This is a genomic window from Comamonas resistens, from assembly GCF_030064165.1.
Taxonomy (GTDB): domain Bacteria; phylum Pseudomonadota; class Gammaproteobacteria; order Burkholderiales; family Burkholderiaceae_C; genus Comamonas; species Comamonas resistens.
In genome coordinates this window covers 2,815,969-2,833,219 of sequence record NZ_CP125947.1, presented here as the reverse complement: position 1 = coordinate 2,833,219, position 17,251 = coordinate 2,815,969, and the positions used below count along the sequence as shown (strand labels likewise).

Annotated in this window: 12 protein-coding genes; 4 read left to right on the top strand and 8 right to left on the bottom strand. The window is 60.9% G+C overall.

Annotated elements, in window-relative coordinates; translation table 11 throughout:
- The first annotated feature begins 84 nt into the window (after positions 1-84).
- Positions 85-2,211 carry an ATP-dependent DNA helicase gene (locus QMY55_RS13225; protein ID WP_407650694.1) on the top strand — a complete coding sequence of 709 codons (2,127 nt, stop codon included), beginning with the start codon at positions 85-87 and terminating at the stop codon, positions 2,209-2,211.
- A 113-nt stretch (positions 2,212-2,324) separates the two neighbouring features.
- On the opposite strand, the gene QMY55_RS13220 is transcribed toward QMY55_RS13225, so the two are convergent.
- Positions 2,325-3,119, bottom strand: coding sequence for an outer membrane protein assembly factor BamD (locus QMY55_RS13220; protein WP_283484667.1), 795 nt, complete (start codon positions 3,117-3,119; stop codon positions 2,325-2,327).
- Positions 3,120-3,446: 327 nt separating this feature from the next.
- Here QMY55_RS13220 and dnaE point away from each other — a divergent pair, with 327 nt between their 5' ends.
- From dnaE to clpA, 3 genes are all read left to right on the top strand, one after another.
- Positions 3,447-6,980 carry a DNA polymerase III subunit alpha gene (dnaE, locus tag QMY55_RS13215; protein ID WP_283484666.1) on the top strand — a complete coding sequence of 1,178 codons (3,534 nt, stop codon included), beginning with the start codon at positions 3,447-3,449 and terminating at the stop codon, positions 6,978-6,980.
- A 267-nt stretch (positions 6,981-7,247) separates the two neighbouring features.
- The gene (gene clpS / locus QMY55_RS13210) at positions 7,248-7,607 is read left to right on the top strand and encodes an ATP-dependent Clp protease adapter ClpS (RefSeq protein ID WP_283484665.1); all 360 of its coding nucleotides are present in this window, start codon (positions 7,248-7,250) and stop codon (positions 7,605-7,607) included.
- A 63-nt stretch (positions 7,608-7,670) separates the two neighbouring features.
- Positions 7,671-9,998: an ATP-dependent Clp protease ATP-binding subunit ClpA gene (clpA, locus tag QMY55_RS13205; protein WP_283484664.1), complete on the top strand. Its 2,328-nt coding sequence runs from the start codon at positions 7,671-7,673 to the stop codon at positions 9,996-9,998.
- Between the two features lie 174 nt (positions 9,999-10,172).
- Here clpA and QMY55_RS13200 read toward each other — a convergent pair whose 3' ends face one another.
- The 7 genes from QMY55_RS13200 to cyoA all read right to left on the bottom strand — a co-directional run bounded on the left by QMY55_RS13200 (position 10,173) and on the right by cyoA (position 17,184).
- Positions 10,173-10,709, bottom strand: coding sequence for a response regulator transcription factor (locus tag QMY55_RS13200; RefSeq protein WP_283484663.1), 537 nt, complete (start codon positions 10,707-10,709; stop codon positions 10,173-10,175).
- 13 nt (positions 10,710-10,722) lie between these two features.
- Complete coding sequence (locus QMY55_RS13195; RefSeq protein WP_283484662.1) at positions 10,723-12,024, bottom strand: ATP-binding protein; 1,302 nt, start codon at positions 12,022-12,024, stop codon at positions 10,723-10,725.
- A 202-nt stretch (positions 12,025-12,226) separates the two neighbouring features.
- Positions 12,227-13,009, bottom strand: a complete 783-nt coding sequence (locus QMY55_RS13190) for an SURF1 family protein (RefSeq protein WP_283484661.1) — start codon at positions 13,007-13,009, stop codon at positions 12,227-12,229.
- Between the two features lie 8 nt (positions 13,010-13,017).
- Positions 13,018-13,443, bottom strand: a complete 426-nt coding sequence (cyoD, locus tag QMY55_RS13185) for a cytochrome o ubiquinol oxidase subunit IV (protein WP_283484660.1) — start codon at positions 13,441-13,443, stop codon at positions 13,018-13,020.
- A complete protein-coding gene (gene cyoC, locus QMY55_RS13180; RefSeq protein ID WP_283484659.1) occupies positions 13,444-14,076 on the bottom strand; it encodes a cytochrome o ubiquinol oxidase subunit III in 633 nt (210 codons plus the stop codon).
- A complete protein-coding gene (gene cyoB, locus QMY55_RS13175) occupies positions 14,069-16,075 on the bottom strand; it encodes a cytochrome o ubiquinol oxidase subunit I (protein ID WP_283484658.1) in 2,007 nt (668 codons plus the stop codon). The genes cyoC and cyoB overlap by 8 nt, the downstream gene beginning before the upstream one ends.
- Before the next feature lie 62 nt (positions 16,076-16,137).
- A complete protein-coding gene (gene cyoA / locus QMY55_RS13170) occupies positions 16,138-17,184 on the bottom strand; it encodes a ubiquinol oxidase subunit II (RefSeq protein WP_283484657.1) in 1,047 nt (348 codons plus the stop codon).
- Positions 17,185-17,251 lie beyond the last annotated feature (67 nt).

The window sequence follows — 17,251 nt, the reverse complement described above, 5'->3', positions numbered from 1 at the left end:
AGGCTTGCATTTTATCGTTGGCCGGCAGGTGCATCGGGTATGTGAGAGCCTTGTCGCCTGGAAAGTGAAACTGTCTTGAGTCAATTGTTGGATACCGTGGCTGCCGCTTTTTCTCCTTCGGGAGTTCTGTCCGCGGCGGAGCCCGCGTTTCGTCCTCGCGAGGGGCAAACGCAGATGGCATTGGCCGTGGCCCAGGCCATTGAGGACAGCGCGGTGCTGGTGGTTCAGGCAGGCACCGGTGTGGGCAAAACCTATGCCTATCTGGTGCCGGCGCTCTACAGCGGCCAGCGCGTGCTGGTCTCCACGGCCACCAAGGCCTTGCAGGACCAGTTGTTTGCCCGCGACCTGCCGCGACTTGTGCATGGCCTGGGGTTGCCGCTGCGCATGGCCAGACTCAAAGGGCGCTCTGCCTATCTGTGCGTGGAGCGGCTGGAGCGCGTGAGGCAAGGGCGCACCGCCCCGCAAGACCCGCAGGTGCTGCGCCAGGTGGCGGAGGTGGAGCGCTGGGCCAGAATCACCTCTACCGGCGATATGGCGGAAATGGTGGCGCTGGATGAGCGTTCTGCCGTGGTGCCGCTGGTCACGTCGACCAAGGACAACTGCCTGGGCTCGGACTGTCCTCACTGGCAAGGCTGCCATGTCAATCAGGCGCGGCAGCAGGCCCTGGAGGCTGATGTGGTCGTCATCAACCATCACCTGCTGTTTGCCGATCTGGATGTGCGCGATTCAGGTGTGGCCCAGCTTTTGCCCAGCGCTGGCGTGGTGGTGGTCGATGAAGCCCACCAGCTCAACGACACCGGCGTGCAGTTTGCGGGCGAGGCCTTGTCCAGTCAGCAACTGATTGGCTATGCGCGCGATGCACTGCGCATCACCCAGGAGCATGCACGCGGCATGGCCGATTGGCTGGTGCTGTGCGCCACATTGGAGCAGGCCGTGCGCGAACTGCGGCTGCAGGCGGGGCAGGTGCCGGCTGGCGGACGACTGCCCTGGCAGGCCGTTACCCCTCAAGGTCTGGATGCCACACTCTGGCGCGCGGCCTTGGTGAGGCTGGGCCAGAGTCTGCGGGCCCTGTTGAAGTCGCTGGCGCTCATGGAGGCCATGGCTGCCGATTTGCGGCGTCTGTATGAGCGCGGCAGCGAACTGCTGGTCAGGCTTGCGCGCTTTGCCGCTGCTGCCGAGGAGGATTCGGTGCGTTGGCTGGAGGTCGGCCGCCAGCACCTGCGCATGCTGGAGTCCCCGCTGTCGATTGCCCGCATCATGCAGGAACGCTTGCTGCAGAGGAGCGGCGATGAGATTCAAGCAGGACTTACGCAAACAAGGATGCACAAGGAATATGCCCATAGGGCAAACGTCTTGCCTGAACCTGATTTGCGCAAGTCGTGTCAAGAAACTGATAGCGCACAGCGCAATACCGATGAGCAAAAGAGCTGGATTTTTACCTCAGCCACGCTCGGTAATGATGCGCAGCTGAGCTGGTTTACCGAGCCCTGTGGCTTGCGGGGTGCACGCGTGCTGACGGTGGACAGCCCCTTTGATTACCCCAACCATGCCGCGCTCTATGTGCCGCAGGCCTTTGCTGCAGCGGGCAGTGCCCAGCACAGCCAGCAGACGGCTCAGCTGGTGCTCGATGCCGCCCAGCGCATAGGTGGGCGCACCCTGGTGCTGACCACCACTCTCAGAGCCCTGCAAGCCATCAGCGAATCGTTGCGTACGGCGCTGGGGCTGTTTGCCGATCTGGATGTGCTGGTGCAGGGAGAGGCGCCCAAACTGGCTCTGGTCGAGAGATTCACGGCAGCTGGTGCGGCTCGCTCGCAGCGAGGCGCCATTCTGGTGGCTTCGGCCACGTTCTGGGAGGGGGTGGACCTGCCCGGTGATGTGCTGCAGCTGGTAGTGATCGACAAGCTGCCGTTTCCACCGCCGGACGACCCGCTGGTCGAAGCGCGTTCAAGACGGCTGGAGAGCGTCGGCCGGGCTGCGTTTCACGACTACATGCTGCCCGAGGCAGCCATGGCACTCAAGCAGGGTGCCGGGCGTTTGATTCGCAGCGAAACCGATCGTGGGGTACTGGTGGTGTGCGATCCGCGCTTGCTGAACAAAAGCTATGGCGTGGAGCTGATTGCCGCACTGCCGCCCATGCGGATGCTGGGCAGTGCGCAGGAGTTTGAAGCGGCCCTGAAGCAGCTGACCCAGCCGCTGGAGCAGGCCGGATAAGTGGGCGGATAACTGGGCGGGCAGGGGGCCATGCAGGTTGCTGATGACCCCTCGATGTCAAAAAACAAAGGCTGCAACAAGTGCAGCCTTTTTTGCTTCTTATTCGTGGCTTGTTACCAGAGCTTCCACCAGGACTTTTTGTCTTCGGAGCTGAATTTCAGCTCGGCATTGTCGCCATAGGTGCTGCTGAGCACGCGCTGGGCGTCGTCGCGCAGCTGGGTCATGCCCAGAGCGTCATAGGACTTGATCAGCACCACCATGGCGTCGCGTACGGCGGGCACGCCCTGGTAGTCCTTGATGGCAGCCTGCGAGCGGGCGATGGCCGCCACATAGGCTCCGCGGCTGTAGTAGTACTTGGCGACATGGACTTCGTACTGGGCCAGCGAGTTCACGATGTACTGCATGCGCTGGCGCGAATCTTCAGCGTACTTGGAGTCCGGAAAGCGCGTCACCAGTTCGCGGAAGGACTCGAAGGAGTCCTTGGCAGCCTTCTGGTCGCGCTCGGACAGATCCTGGCGCGTCAGCCAGCCGAACATGCCCAGGTTGTCGTTGAAGTTGACCAGGCCCTTGAGATAGAGCGCATAGTCCATGGCGGGGCTGGCGGGGTGCAGCTTGGTGAAACGATCCAGCGTCGCCAGGGCCTGCACTTTCTCGCCACCCTTGTACTGGGCGTAGGCTTTTTCCAGCTGGGCCTGCTGGGCCAGAGGCGTGCCGGCAGCGCGGCCTTCGAGCTTCTCGAACAGCGGTACGGCCTTGTCATAGGCCCCGGAAGAGGATTCGTCGCGCGCTTCGGTATAGATACGATCGGGTGTCCACTTGGCCGTTGGATCGTCCTTGGTGCTGGAGCAGCCCGCCAGGGCAGCGGCGACTAACACGGCAGGGACTAGAGTCGTTGAAATACGCGGCATGGTGGACAGTTTTCTGACAAACATTGGCTGGAAGTGAAGCAGGCCGGTCTGGCGCTGCGAGATGGCGTGAAACCTACACCATACACCAGCGCAACAGGGGGATCGGAAGCAGGGCATTGTAATGGGGTGCTGCGGCCATGAGCTGCCACTTGGGCCAGTCTTTACCGTGAGGACTTACGCAAGCAAGGATGCACAAGGAATGCGCCCATGGTGCAAGCGTCCTGTCTGAACCTGATTTGTGGAAGTCGTGACCGTTTGCGTCATTTGCTGCTTTTTGCAGAGTCATTGAGCGGGCAGGGACAGCGCGCTCTTTCTACAATAGCGCCCATGTTTGTCCATCTGCGCCTGCACACCGAATTTTCCGTCGTTGACGGAACCAACCGCGTCAATGCCATGATCAAGGCGGCTGCCGAAGACGGGCAGGTGGCAATGGCCATCACCGACTTCAACAACCTGTTTGGCGGCATCAAGTTCTACCGCGAGGGACGATCCAAGGGCGTCAAGCCCGTGCTGGGCGCGGAGATCGTCATGGAGGGCGTGGGGGAGGCGCCTGCTTCGCGCATCATCGTGCTGGTGCAGAGCAAGCAGGGCTATCACAATATCGCCGAGCTGCTGGCTCGTGGCTGGACGCGCAATGTGGTGCGCGACCAGGCCCAGCACAAATGGGAATGGCTGCAGGAACTCGGTGAGGGGCTGATCGTGCTGTCCGGCGCGCAGGCCGGCCCCGTGGGCATTGCGTTGACCCGTGGCGATGAAAAAGGCGCGGCCGAGATTGCCCAGCGTCTGGCCAGCATGTTCCCGCACCGCTTCTATATCGAGCTGCAGCGTGCGGGCCGCGCCGATGATGAGCCGCATGTGGTGGCCGCCGTGAAGCTGGCCAGCCGCCTGAACCTGCCCGTGGTGGCCACCCACCCCATCCAGTTCTTCAAGCCCGACGATTACGAGTCCCACGAGGCGCGCGTCTGTATCGCCGAGGGCGAAATCCTGGGCAATGCCAAGCGTGTGCGTAAATTCACGCGTGACCAGCACTTCAAGACGGCTGCCGAGATGGAGCAGCTGTTTGCCGATATTCCCAGCGCCATCGAAAACACGGTGGAAATTGCGCGCCGCTGCAGCCTGACGCTGGTACTGGGCAAGCCCCAACTGCCCAACTTCCCCGTGCCCGAGGGCATGACGGAGGCCGAGTTCTTTCGCCAGGAGTCCTATCAAGGCCTGGAGGAGCGCCTGGCCCACCTCTATCCCGATCCGGCCAAGCGCGACGCCGAGCGGCCGCGCTATGTGGAGCGCCTGGAGTTCGAACTGGACACCATCCTGAAGATGGGCTTCCCGGGCTACTTCCTCATCGTGGGCGACTTCATCAAGTGGGCCAAGCAAAACGGCTGTCCCGTGGGCCCGGGCCGTGGCTCGGGTGCGGGTTCGCTGGTGGCCTATGTGCTCAAGATCACGGACCTTGATCCGCTGGAATACAACCTGCTGTTCGAACGTTTCCTGAACCCTGAGCGCGTGTCCATGCCCGACTTCGACGTGGACTTCTGTCAGCAAAACCGTGACCGTGTCATCGAGTACGTCAAGCAGCTCTATGGCCGCGACGCCGTGAGCCAGATCGCCACCTTCGGCACCATGGCCGCGCGTGCGGCCATCCGCGACGTGGGCCGCGTGCTGGACATGAGCTATACCTTCTGCGACGGTATCTCCAAGCTGATCCCGAACAAGCCCGGTCTGCACGTCACGCTCAAATATCCGCCCAATCCGCCCAAGGAAGGCGACAAATACACCTACGCCATCAAGGAAGAGCCGATCCTGGCCGAGCGCATCGAGCGCGAGGAAGACGTCAAGACCCTGATCGAGATGGCACAGAGCCTGGAGGGCATGACCCGCAATATCGGCATGCACGCCGGTGGCGTGGTGATTGCGCCCGGCAAGCTGGCCGACTTCTGCCCGCTGTACCAGCAGCCCGGCAGCACCTCGGCCGTGGCCATGTACGACAAGGACGACGTGGAGGCCGTGGGCCTGGTGAAGTTCGACTTCTTGGGTCTGGCCACGCTGACGATTCTGGAAATTGCGCGCGAATTCATCATGAAGCGCCACAAGGGCCAGGAGAATTTCGCTTTCGAGAACATTCCGCTGGACGACTACCCGACCTACAAGCTGTTCTCCGACGGCAAGACCGAAGCCGTGTTCCAGTTTGAATCGCGCGGCATGCAGCAGATGCTCAAGGAGGCCAAGCCTTCACGTCTGGAAGACCTGATCGCGTTGAACGCCTTGTACCGTCCAGGCCCCATGGACCTGATTCCCAGCTTCATTGCCCGCAAGCACGGGCAGGAAGTGGTGGAGTACCCGCACCCGCTGGTGGAGAAGGTGCTCGCCGAAACCTACGGCATCATGGTCTATCAGGAGCAGGTGATGCAGACCGCCCAGGTTCTGGGTGGCTACTCGCTGGGCGGCGCCGACTTGCTGCGCCGCGCCATGGGCAAGAAGAAGGTCGAGGAAATGGTCATGCACCGCGGAATCTTCCGCGAGGGTGCCGCCAAGAATGGCATCGACGAGGCCAAGGCCGACGAGGTGTTCGACCTGATGGAAAAGTTCGCGGGCTACGGCTTCAACAAGTCGCACGCGGCTGCCTACTCGCTGCTGGCTTACCACACGGCCTGGCTCAAGGTGCACTACACGGCCGAGTTCTACTGCGGGAATATGACCGTGGAAATGGACAACACCGACAAGCTCAAGGTGCTCTATGAGGACGCGCTCAAGATGGGCATCACCTTCGAGATGCCCGACGTGAACCGCGGCGTGCACCGTTTCGAGCCCGTGACGGACAAGGTCATACGCTATGGTCTCGGAGCCATCAAGGGCACGGGGCAGGCTGCTATCGAAGCCATAGTGGCCGCGCGTAACGGCGTGGGCACGGGCCCCAACGGTCATGAAACAGGTCCGTTCAAGAGCCTGTTCGACTTCTGCCTGCGCGTGGACCGCAGCAAGCTTAACAAGCGCACGGTAGAGGCGCTGATCAAGGGCGGTGCCTTCGACAGCATCGACATGAACCGCGCCTCGTTGCTGGCCACGCTGGATACGGCCTTCGGCTTTGCCGCCACCTCGATTGCCAATGCGGATCAGGGGGGGCTGTTCGACATGATGGGCGACGACGCGCTGGGTTCCAGCACGGCAGAGCCGCCCATGGCCGACGTGCTGCCCTGGGGGGTGAAGGAAAAGCTGATGCTGGAAAAAACAGCCATCGGTTTTTACCTGACCGGCCATCTGTTCGATGAGGTCGAGGCGGAGGTGCGTCGCTTTGTGCGCACACCCATAGCCGAGATGCGCGACAGCCGCGAACCCCAGGTCATGGCCGGCATCATCAGCGGCCTGCGCACCATCAACGGGCAACGTGGCAAGCTCAGCATTTTTGCGCTGGACGACAAATCGGCCACGATTGAAGCCTCGATTGACGAAAAAGCCATGGCCGCCTGCGCCGAAGTGCTCAAGGAGGACGAGTTTGTCGTGGTTTCGGGCCGCCTGCAGCTCGACCGTTTCAGCGGTGGCCTGCGCATGAAGGTGCAGCAGATGTGGAGCCTGGCCGATGCACGCTGCCGTTTTGCCCGCTATCTGCAGGTCAGTGTCGGCGAGCACATGCCCGATGTGCCGGCGCTGCTGTGCCAGTTCCCGGCCAAGGTCGAAGAGACCGAAAACGGCAATATCCACCATGGCGTGAAGGTGCGCCTGGATCTGATATGCCGCGATGAGCGCGGCTCGGCCAGTTGCGAGCTGGCGCTGGGCGAGAGCAGTCGCTTCTACCCCAGTGATGCAGCTCTGGCTGCCTGGTATGGCTCGGTGGGCACGGGCCAGGTCAAGGTTGTTTACGATTGATCTGTGGTCGTTAGCCGGCCTGGAAAGTTCCCTGGCGTTCGCAGGTATCGGCAATTGGCGGCCCTCATCTGCAACGCCGGGCAATGCTGCGCAAATCCACAAAGCTCTTGCTACTTAATTTCATAGCGGTAGGCGCTTTGTTCATAAGGGTTTGACCGTGGTTTTTGGTCTAAGTCCTTGATTCCGCACAAGCGACCTTGAAATCCCTAACAATGCTCTGCATATGCCAGCGCAAAAACAGCGCTATGGCTCGCTAGAATGGATTTCATGGCAACCCAACTTCCGTCAATCCCCCCGGTCTCACCAGCGGTCAGAAACACGCCTGACGATGGTGGCTCCCTGGTGCTGGAGCGTCGCCGGCAGCGCTTGCAGCCGCCGCGCATGTATCAGGTCGTCATGCTCAACGACGACTTCACGCCCATGGAGTTCGTCATCGTGGTGTTGCAGGAATTCTTCGGCAAGGACCGGGAATCCGCGACCCAGATCATGCTCAAGATCCATCTCGATGGCCGTGGTGTCTGCGGCGTTTATTCGCAGGACGTGGCTGCCACCAAGGTAGAGCAGGTGCTGCAGGCGGCCCAGAAAGCCGGTCATCCGTTGCAGGCGACATTCGAGCCTGTTGAATAAGCGGCAGTCGCCCCAAGATTAGTTAGCAGTGAGTATTACCAAGCAAGCCGAAAGGAGTCGCACATGATCGCTCAAGAACTGGAAGTCAGCTTGCACATGGCTTTTGTCGAGGCCCGTCAGCAGCGCCACGAGTTCATCACCGTGGAACATCTGCTGCTCGCCCTGCTGGACAATCCCAGTGCAGCCGAAGTGCTGCGCGCATGCGCGGCCAATATCGACGATCTGCGTGCATCGCTGTCCAACTTCATCAAGGACAACACGCCGCAGGTGGATGGCACCGAAGAGGTGGATACGCAGCCCACGCTGGGATTCCAGCGTGTGATCCAGCGCGCCATCATGCATGTGCAGTCCACAGGCAGTGGCAAGAAGGAGGTGACGGGCGCCAATGTGCTCGTGGCCATCTTCGGTGAAAAGGATTCACATGCCGTGTATTACCTGCACCAGCAGGGCGTGACGCGTCTGGATGTGGTCAATTTCATCGCCCATGGCATCAAAAAGGGTGAACCCCCGGAGCCTGCCAAGGCCGAGAATCCCGCCGAGTCCGAGGAGGGGGCCGGTGGCGAACGCGGCAATGAAAAGGCGTCGCCGCTGGAGCAGTTCACCCTGAACCTGAACCAGGCTGCCAAGGACGGCAAGATCGATCCGCTGATCGGGCGCGAATACGAGGTTGAGCGCACGATCCAGATCCTCTGCCGCCGCCGCAAGAACAACCCGCTGTTGGTGGGTGAGGCCGGCGTGGGCAAGACGGCGATTGCCGAGGGCTTGGCTTGGCGCATCACCGAAGGCACGGTGCCCGAGGTGCTCAAGGATGGCGTGGTCTACTCGCTGGACATGGGTGCGTTGCTGGCTGGCACCAAGTACCGTGGCGATTTCGAGCAGCGCCTCAAGGGCGTCCTCAAGTCGCTCAAGGACAAGCCGCACGCGATTTTGTTCATCGACGAAATCCACACGCTGATTGGTGCCGGTGCAGCCTCGGGCGGCACGCTCGATGCGTCCAACCTGCTCAAGCCCGCGCTGTCCAGCGGCCAGCTGCGCTGCATAGGCGCGACCACCTTCACGGAATACCGTGGCATCTTCGAAAAAGACGCGGCCCTGTCGCGCCGTTTCCAGAAGGTGGATGTGGTCGAGCCTACCGTGGCAGAAACCGTGGACATCCTCAAGGGCCTGAAGTCGCGCTTTGAAGAGCACCATGCCATCAAGTATGAGCAGGAGGCTTTGCAGGCTGCGGCTGAGCTGTCGGCCAAGTACATCAACGACCGTCACCTGCCTGACAAGGCGATTGACGTGATCGACGAGGCTGGTGCCGCCCAGCGCATTGCCCCCGAAGGCAAGCGCAAGGAAACCATCGGCAAGGCCGAGATCGAGGCCATCGTTGCAAAAATCGCCCGCATTCCGCCGGCCAATGTCAGCAACGACGACCGCAGCAAGCTGCAGACGCTGGAGCGTGACTTGAAGAGCGTGGTGTTCGGCCAGGACAAGGCGCTGGAGGTGCTGTCGTCCGCCGTGAAGATGTCGCGTTCGGGTCTGGGCAAGCCGGACAAGCCGATTGGCTCCTTCCTGTTCTCCGGCCCCACGGGGGTGGGCAAGACGGAAGCCGCCAAGCAGCTGGCCTACATTCTGGGTGTGGACCTGATCCGCTTCGACATGTCCGAGTACATGGAGCGTCATGCGGTGTCGCGCCTGATTGGTGCGCCTCCCGGCTATGTGGGCTTTGACCAGGGCGGTCTGCTGACCGAGGCCGTCACCAAGAAGCCGCATTCGGTGCTGCTGCTCGATGAAATCGAGAAGGCGCATCCGGACATCTTCAACGTGCTGCTGCAGGTCATGGACCACGGTACGCTGACCGACAACAACGGGCGCAAGGCCGACTTCCGCAACGTGATCATCATCATGACCACCAATGCGGGCGCCGAGACCATGAACAAGGCGACCATCGGTTTCACGAATCCCCGTGAAGCCGGTGACGAAATGGGCGATATCAAGCGCCTGTTCACGCCCGAGTTCCGCAACCGTCTGGATGCCATCGTCAGCTTCAAGCCGCTCGATGAGCAGATCATCCTGCGCGTGGTCGACAAGTTCCTGCTGCAGTTGGAGCAGCAGCTGGCCGAGAAGAAGGTGGATGTCACCTTTACCGACGGTCTGCGCAAGCATCTGGCCAAGAAGGGCTTTGATCCGCTCATGGGTGCACGCCCCATGCAGCGCCTGATCCAAGACACGATCCGCCGCTCGCTGGCCGATGAACTGCTGTTCGGGCGTCTGGTCAATGGCGGCCGGCTGGAAGTGGAGTGGGACGAAGCTGCGAATGACGGCAAGGGTGATGTCAAGCTTGAGATCACCGAGCTGCCCAAGGATCAGCCCAAGCCCGAGCCCGAAAACGTGGTTGCCGAATAAGCCGCTGCGCAAAAAAGCCAAAGCCGACAGTCTTGAAGCTGTCGGCTTTTTTCATGCCTGCTCTTGTTGGAAGAGCGGCTGGCGCTGGTTGTATCTATGTTTCAGATGGAATCGTGCCTGAAAGTCATGCAGATCAGGCGTTGTCAGCTATCAAAAAATGCTCGCTTAAGCCGCTTATTTGACCTGACGCTTTTCCAGCTTGCGTGCCAGTGTGCGGCGGTGCATGCCCAGGCGACGTGCGGCCTCGGAGATATTGAAACCGGTCTCGGCCAGGGTCTCGTGGATATGTTCCCACTCCAGCGTCTTGATGGAGGTGGTCTGGTTGCTGACTTCCACATCGGTGCGGCCTTCGATGCGCCCGAAGGCGGCCTCGATATCGTCGGTGTTGGAAGGCTTGGCCAGGTAGTGGCAGGCGCCCAGTTTGACGGCCTCGACGGCCGTGGCAATGCTGGCATAGCCGGTGAGCACGACGATCAGGGCTTCGGGGTTGTGCTGGTGCAGCATCTGCACGCAGTTCAGGCCCGAGGCATTGCCCGCCAGCTTGAGGTCCATCACTGCGTACTGGGGTTGATGGTGCAGCAGCAGAGAGTGCACGTCTTCGCCGCTGACGGCATGCAGCACGCGGTAGCCCCGGCGCTCAAAGGAACGCTTGAGGGTTCGGGCAAAAGCTGCATCGTCCTCGACCAGCAGCAGTAATCGGTCTTCTTGCATGCAAACAAACGCTTCAAATCGCCATGGCAGACTGGGGCAGCCGCACTTCCACCAGGGCTCCGCCGCCTTCGTTGGCGGGAAGGTTGCGGGCCTGAACGCGACCGCCCAGTGCACGCGCCACATTCATGACAAGAAACAGCCCCAGGCCACGGCCAGGCCGCTCCTGCTTGGTGGAGACATGACATTGTCCCAGCTGCTGCAGCACGGCTGCATCAAAGCCGGGGCCATGGTCGCGCACTTGCAGCAGCACTTGCTGGCCGTCGCTGTCCATGCTCAGTTCCACCCAGCCTGGAGAAGCTTCGAGCGCATTGTCCAGCAAATTACAAATCATTTGCTGCAACGCAGTATCTGAGAGCATGGCGAAGTCCGCCACGCCCCGGTCGTGGAGCGCGAAGTGAGCGAGGCTGTTATGGCTTTGCCAGTGGCTGACTATGCCCTGCACAAAGCTCACGAACGTGGTGCTCTCCGTGCCCTCGGCGCGCGTCTCGCCGGCCGACAGCAGCACGCCCGAGACGATGGACTTGCAACGCAGCAACTGGCGCTGCATCTCCTGCAGGTCTTCGCGCAGGTCTTCGTCCTGCATGAGGGCCGGCATGTGCTGCCAGTCGCCCAGAATCACCGACATGGTGGCCATGGGCGTCCCCAGCTCATGGGCGGCGCCCGTGGCCAGCAGGCCCAGGCGCACGATGTGCTCTTCTTCGCTGGCCCTCTGGCGCATGTCGGAGATGCGGGTGTCGCGGCGGCGCAGATTGTCCACGATGCGGGTCAGGAAGACGATGGTCAGAATGCTGGTCAGGCCGAAGCTGATCAGCACGCCCACTACATAGAGGCTGGGCAGGCCTTCCTGACTTTCGAACTGCACATGCAGCGGCTGGTGAAACAGGGTCAGGCCGATTACGCCGACGAACGAAGCGGCCACCACGCACCAGGTGTAGTGGGGCCTGAGCAGCACGGCGCTGAGAATGCCTTGCAGCAGATACAGATAGATAAAGGGGTTGCTGGCGCCGCCGCTCAGATACAGCTGTATGGTTAGGGCCAGCACATCGGCCAGCAAGGCGTAGAAGACGCTGCGCGAGGTCACGGCCCGGTGCAGGCCCTGGCTCCAGTAGATATAGGCAAGATTGGTGGCTACCAGCGCCACCAGCACCAAAGCCATGGGCAGCAAGGGCAGGGTGATATGAAAACCATAGTGCACCAGCGAGATCGTGATGACCTGACCCACGACAGCGATCCAGCGCAGCTGAATCAGCAGCTGCATGTTCTGCCGCTCGGTCAGGCGCTGTACGCGGAATAGGGAATCGGAATTTTTGCTCACCGCGCCATTGTCCTTGAGCTGGCAACTGCCGCAGGACTTGGGGCTATGCCGTTCTGGTGTATGTGAGCGAGCTGGCATTTATTGCCGCCGGGCCATCCCAAGGCAATAGGAGGCCTGCCGGGACAGCAACTGCACGCAGTGGGCTTTACTGCAGGCATGAAAAAGCGCCCTTGATGGGCGCTTGGGGCGGTTGTGTATGGCTTCAGCCTGGTGCCACGGCTCTGTGGTGTCTGCGTACCAGCCATGCGGCGCCTACAACCATCGCTGCCAGCCCGTACCAGGTAAGAGCATAGACCAGATGGCTGTTGGAGAACTGGATGACCGTCATTCCGGGGCGCAGAACATCGGCATTCGCGTCTGGCGGGGTGTAGGCAGGATTGCCTGCCGGCACGCCCTGGTCAATGAAGTAGGGGGCGGGATGCTTCAAACCCATGGACTCGGTCATGGCTGTCACATCGCGTGAAAACCATTGGCCGGTGCTGCCGTCGTTCTTGCGCAAAAAGCCTCCGCCGGGTTCGCTCATGCGCATCAGGCCGATGACCGTGACGGTTTCACCCGATGGGCCAGCCTCTGCAATCTGCTTGAGCCACTCGGCGCGCATCTTCTCGGGCGTGAAGCCGCGGTTGACCAGAATCTGCGAGCCATCGGGCTGCTGCAACGGGGTCATGACCCAGAAACCGGCACCGGCTTCGGTCAAGGCCTTGCTCAGCACCGTTTGCTTGTCCAGCCAGATGCCTTGCGCGGTGACGGGCAGGTATTCGTAGCTGGCTGCATTGATATGCGGCCATTGCGCGGAGTTCGGCGCGGCTACGGGAGCGGCATGCACACGCTGGTCCACGCGCTCGATCAGATCGAGTTTCCAGGCGCGGCGTTGCACCTGCCAGGTGCCCAGTGCCATGAACCCTAAAAACAAGGCGATGCCCACAAACGCGAGCATCGCCTTGGCGAAGGGAGAGCGCTGCTGCGCAGCGCTCTGGTTCTTCATGTCGTCAGTCAAGGTGTGACGGCGGCTGGAGCCGTGTGGCCGGCATGATCGGCATGGCCTGCAGCCTGGTGCATTTCATGGCCGGGCATCATATTGGTGTTCATGTGGAACATGACCCACAAGGTGCCGGCAATCGCAATCGCCAGGAAGATCACCGTGAAGATGGTGGACAGCATGGTCCAGCCACCCTGGATCTTGCCGTTCATGTGCAGGAAGTACACCATGTGCACCAGCACCTGAACCACCGCGAACAGGCCCAGCACGGCCACAGCCGTGCTGCGGTCGGTGATGACGTTGTTCATGACCAGGTAGAAGGGGATGGCAGTCAGGATGACCGCCAGAATGAAGCCCTTCACATAGTCACCCATGGTGACGTGCAGATCGTCGTGATCGTGATGATCGTCGTGACCGGCGTGGATATCGTGTGCGCTCATTTACAGCACCCCCATCAGATACACAAAGGTGAACACGCCGATCCAGACCACGTCCAAGAAGTGCCAGAACATGGACAGGCAGTTGATACGGCGCACGTTCTCGTTGATCAGGCCGTGCTTCTTGATCTGGATCATCAGGGTGATCAGCCAGATCAGGCCGAAGGTTACGTGGATACCGTGGGTACCGACCAGTGTGAAGAAGGACGACAGGAAGGCGCTGCTCTGGGGCGTTGCGCCGTGTTCGATCAGGTGATGGAACTCATAGAGTTCCACGGCCAGGAAGGCCGCGCCCAGCAGACCGGTGACAGCCAGCCACAGCAGGGTGCCGTTGACGTTCTTCTTCTGCTTTTGCAGCATGGCAAAGCCGAAGGTGATGGACGAGGTCAACAGGAAGGCCGTGTTGACAGCCACCAGCGACAGATCGAACAGATCCTTGCCCGAGGGGCCTGCCGCATAGTTGCGGCCCAGCACGCCGTAGGTGGCGAACAGTGCGGCAAAGATCAGGCAGTCGCTCATCAGGTAGAGCCAGAAGCCCAGCGAGGTGCCGTTTTCCGGATGGGGCTCATGCGCGAGGTGGTACTCGCGTGGAGCCAGGGCGGCTGAGCCGCCAGCGTTGATATGTGTATTAGACATGGGCTGCTGCAAGCTGCTTGGTACGTGCTTCTTCCGTTGTGGCCACTTCGGCCGCAGGGATGTAGTAGTCACGCTTGTAGTTGAAGGTATGAATGATCGAGGCCAGGATGGTCGCAGCGAACGAAGCGATCGCCAGAGGCCACATGTGCCAGATCAGAGCAAAGCCCAGAACGGTGGACAGGCCGGCAATCACCACGCCGGCGCCAGTGTTGGCAGGCATGTGGATGGGCTCGAAACCGGACAGCTTGCGCTGATAGCCGTGCTTCTTCATGTCGGTCCAGGCGTCGATGTCATGCACCACGGGGGTGAAGGCAAAGTTGTACTGGGGAGGAGGCGAGGAAGTGGCCCACTCCAGGGTACGGCCTTCCCATGGGTCGCCGGTCACGTCACGCAGTTCCTTGCGCTTCCAGATGGACACGGCCAGCTGGATGAAGAAGCAGCCGATACCGGCAGCGATCAGGGCAGCACCGCAGGCGGCGATGATGAACCAGATCTGCAGCGAAGGATCGTCAAAGTGGTTGGCACGACGAGTCACGCCCATCAGGCCCAGGATGTACAGGGGAGTGAAGGCAACCCAGAAACCGACCAGCCAGAACCAGAACGAAGCCTTGCCCCAGAACTCGTTGAGCTTGAAGCCGAAAGCCTTGGGGAACCAGTAGTTGATGGCGGCAAACACGGCAAACACCACGCCGCCGATGATCACGTTGTGGAAGTGGGCGATCAGGAACAGCGAGTTGTGCAGCACGAAGTCTGCAGGGGGCACGGCCAGCAGCACGCCGGTCATGCCGCCGATGGCGAAGGTGACCATGAAGCCGATGGTCCACAGCATGGGGACTGTGAAGCGGATGCGGCCGCGGTACATGGTGAACAGCCAGTTGAAGATCTTCGCGCCCGTGGGGATGGAGATGATCATCGTGGTGATACCGAAGAAGGTATTCACGCTGGCACCCGAGCCCATGGTGAAGAAGTGGTGCAGCCACACCAGGTAGGACAGGATGGTGATACACACGGTGGCGTAAACCATCGAGGTGTAGCCGAACAGGCGCTTGCGGCTGAACGTAGCCACGATTTCGGAGTACACGCCGAAGCAGGGCAGGATCAGGATGTAAACCTCGGGGTGGCCCCAGATCCAGATCAGGTTCACGTACAGCATGGGGTTGCCGCCCAGCTCGTTCGTGAAGAAGTTGGTGCCGACGTAGCGGTCCAGCGACATCAGCACCAGGGCTGCGGTCAGCACGGGAAAGGACGCCACGATCAGGGCGTTGGTGCACAGGGCAGTCCAGGTGAAGACGGGCATCTTCATCAGGTTCATGCCGGGGGCGCGCATCTTGATGATGGTCACGATCAGGTTGATACCTGACAAGGTCGTGCCGACACCGGCGACCTGCAAGCCCCAGATGTAGTAATCAAGACCCGTGCTGCCGCTCTGGTGCCCCAGATTGGACAGAGCCAGCCAGCCGGAGGTGGAGAACTCACCCAGGAACAGGGAGATCATCACCAGCACGGCGCCGCCTGTGGTCATCCAGAAGCTGAAGTTGTTCAGGAACGGGAAGGACACGTCACGTGCGCCGATCTGCAGAGGAACCAGATAGTTCATCAGGCCGGTCACGAAGGGCATCGCCACGAAGAAGATCATGATCACGCCGTGGGCCGTGAAGATCTGGTCGTAGTGGTGAGGAGGCAGATAGCCCATGTTGTCGCCGAAGGCCATGGACTGCTGCAGACGCATCATCACGGCATCGGCAAAGCCGCGCAGGAACATGACCAGACCGAGGATCATGTACATGATGCCGATCTTCTTGTGGTCGATGGAGGTGATCCAGTCGTTCCACAGCGGAGCCCAGAGGCGGAACTTGGTGATGCCGCCGACCACGACGAGGCCGCCAAGCACCACGGCAATAAAGGTCATGAGCACGATGGGCTCATGCGTCATGGGAATCTGGTCCCATGTGATACGGCCCAACAGCCAGTGGGCGGCCGGGGTTGTTGTTTCAGACATGTTGAGTCTCTTTTGTCGTATTGGAGCGGCTGAGCGGTGAGCGCATCCGCACCGTGAGCTACTTATTGCTGTGCGACAGCTCCGGAGGAGGCGACTTCGTCGAGCAGGGCTACAACGCGGTCAGCGTCTTTGGATGTGCAGACGTCCAGGGGCAGGGTCACGCTGGAGGTCTTGTGATGGGCTTTGCCGCCGGCGGCGTCGATGGCCATCATCTCGCTCATGCACATCTTGCCGTCTTCCACGCAGCGGTTGAGGACCTTGTTGTACAGGCCTTCGTCCACGCTGGCGAAGCGTTCAACGGGGTTGCGCTCGCTGGGCTTGGCCAGGTCAAGGTAGGCATCGCGTGTCAGGGCCTTGCCTTCGGTCTTGGCCTTGGCAATCCACTGATCGAACTGCTCGTTTTCCAGACCGTGGAACTTGAAGGTCATGCCGGCAAAGCCTGCGCCGCTGTAGTGCGAAGACTTGCCGCCATAGACACCGGCCTTGTTGATCACGGCGTTCAGTTCGGTCTGCATGCCGGGCATGGTGTAGATCATGCCGGCCAGATCAGGAACGTAGAACGCGTTCATGGTGTGGGTGGAGGTCAGCTTGAAGTGAATGGGGCGATCCACCGGGGCGGCCACTTCGTTGACGGTGGCAATGCCTTGCTCGGGGTAGAAGAACAGCCACTTCCAGTCCAGCGACACGACCTGAATCTCCAGAGGCTTGACGTTGGGGTCCAGAGCCTTGGTGGCGGAGATACGGTCCAGGGGACGATAGGGGTCGAGCTTGTGGGTGCTGATCCAGGTAATGGCGCCCAAAGCGATGATGATGAGCAGAGGAACCGTCCAGATCACCAGTTCCAGCGCTGTGGAGTGGTGCCATTCGGGGTCGTACTTGGCCTCTGTGTTGGACTGGCGGTATTTCCAGGCAAACAGCAGCGTCAAAAAGATGACGGGAACGATGATGAGCAGCATCAGCAAAGTGGCCGTAATGACCAGATCGCCTTGCTGCTTGGCGACATCGCCAGCTGGGTTGAGGACGACGGCCTTGCTGCAACCGGCGAGGGTTGCGGTCAAAGCGGCCGCTGAGAGCCACGCGGGCCCACGGATTTCCTTGATTTTTAACATGCTTTGGGCGTGACAAAGTCGCGCTTAGGTGTAAACGCGGATTACTGGATCTCGGCAAATGTAATAC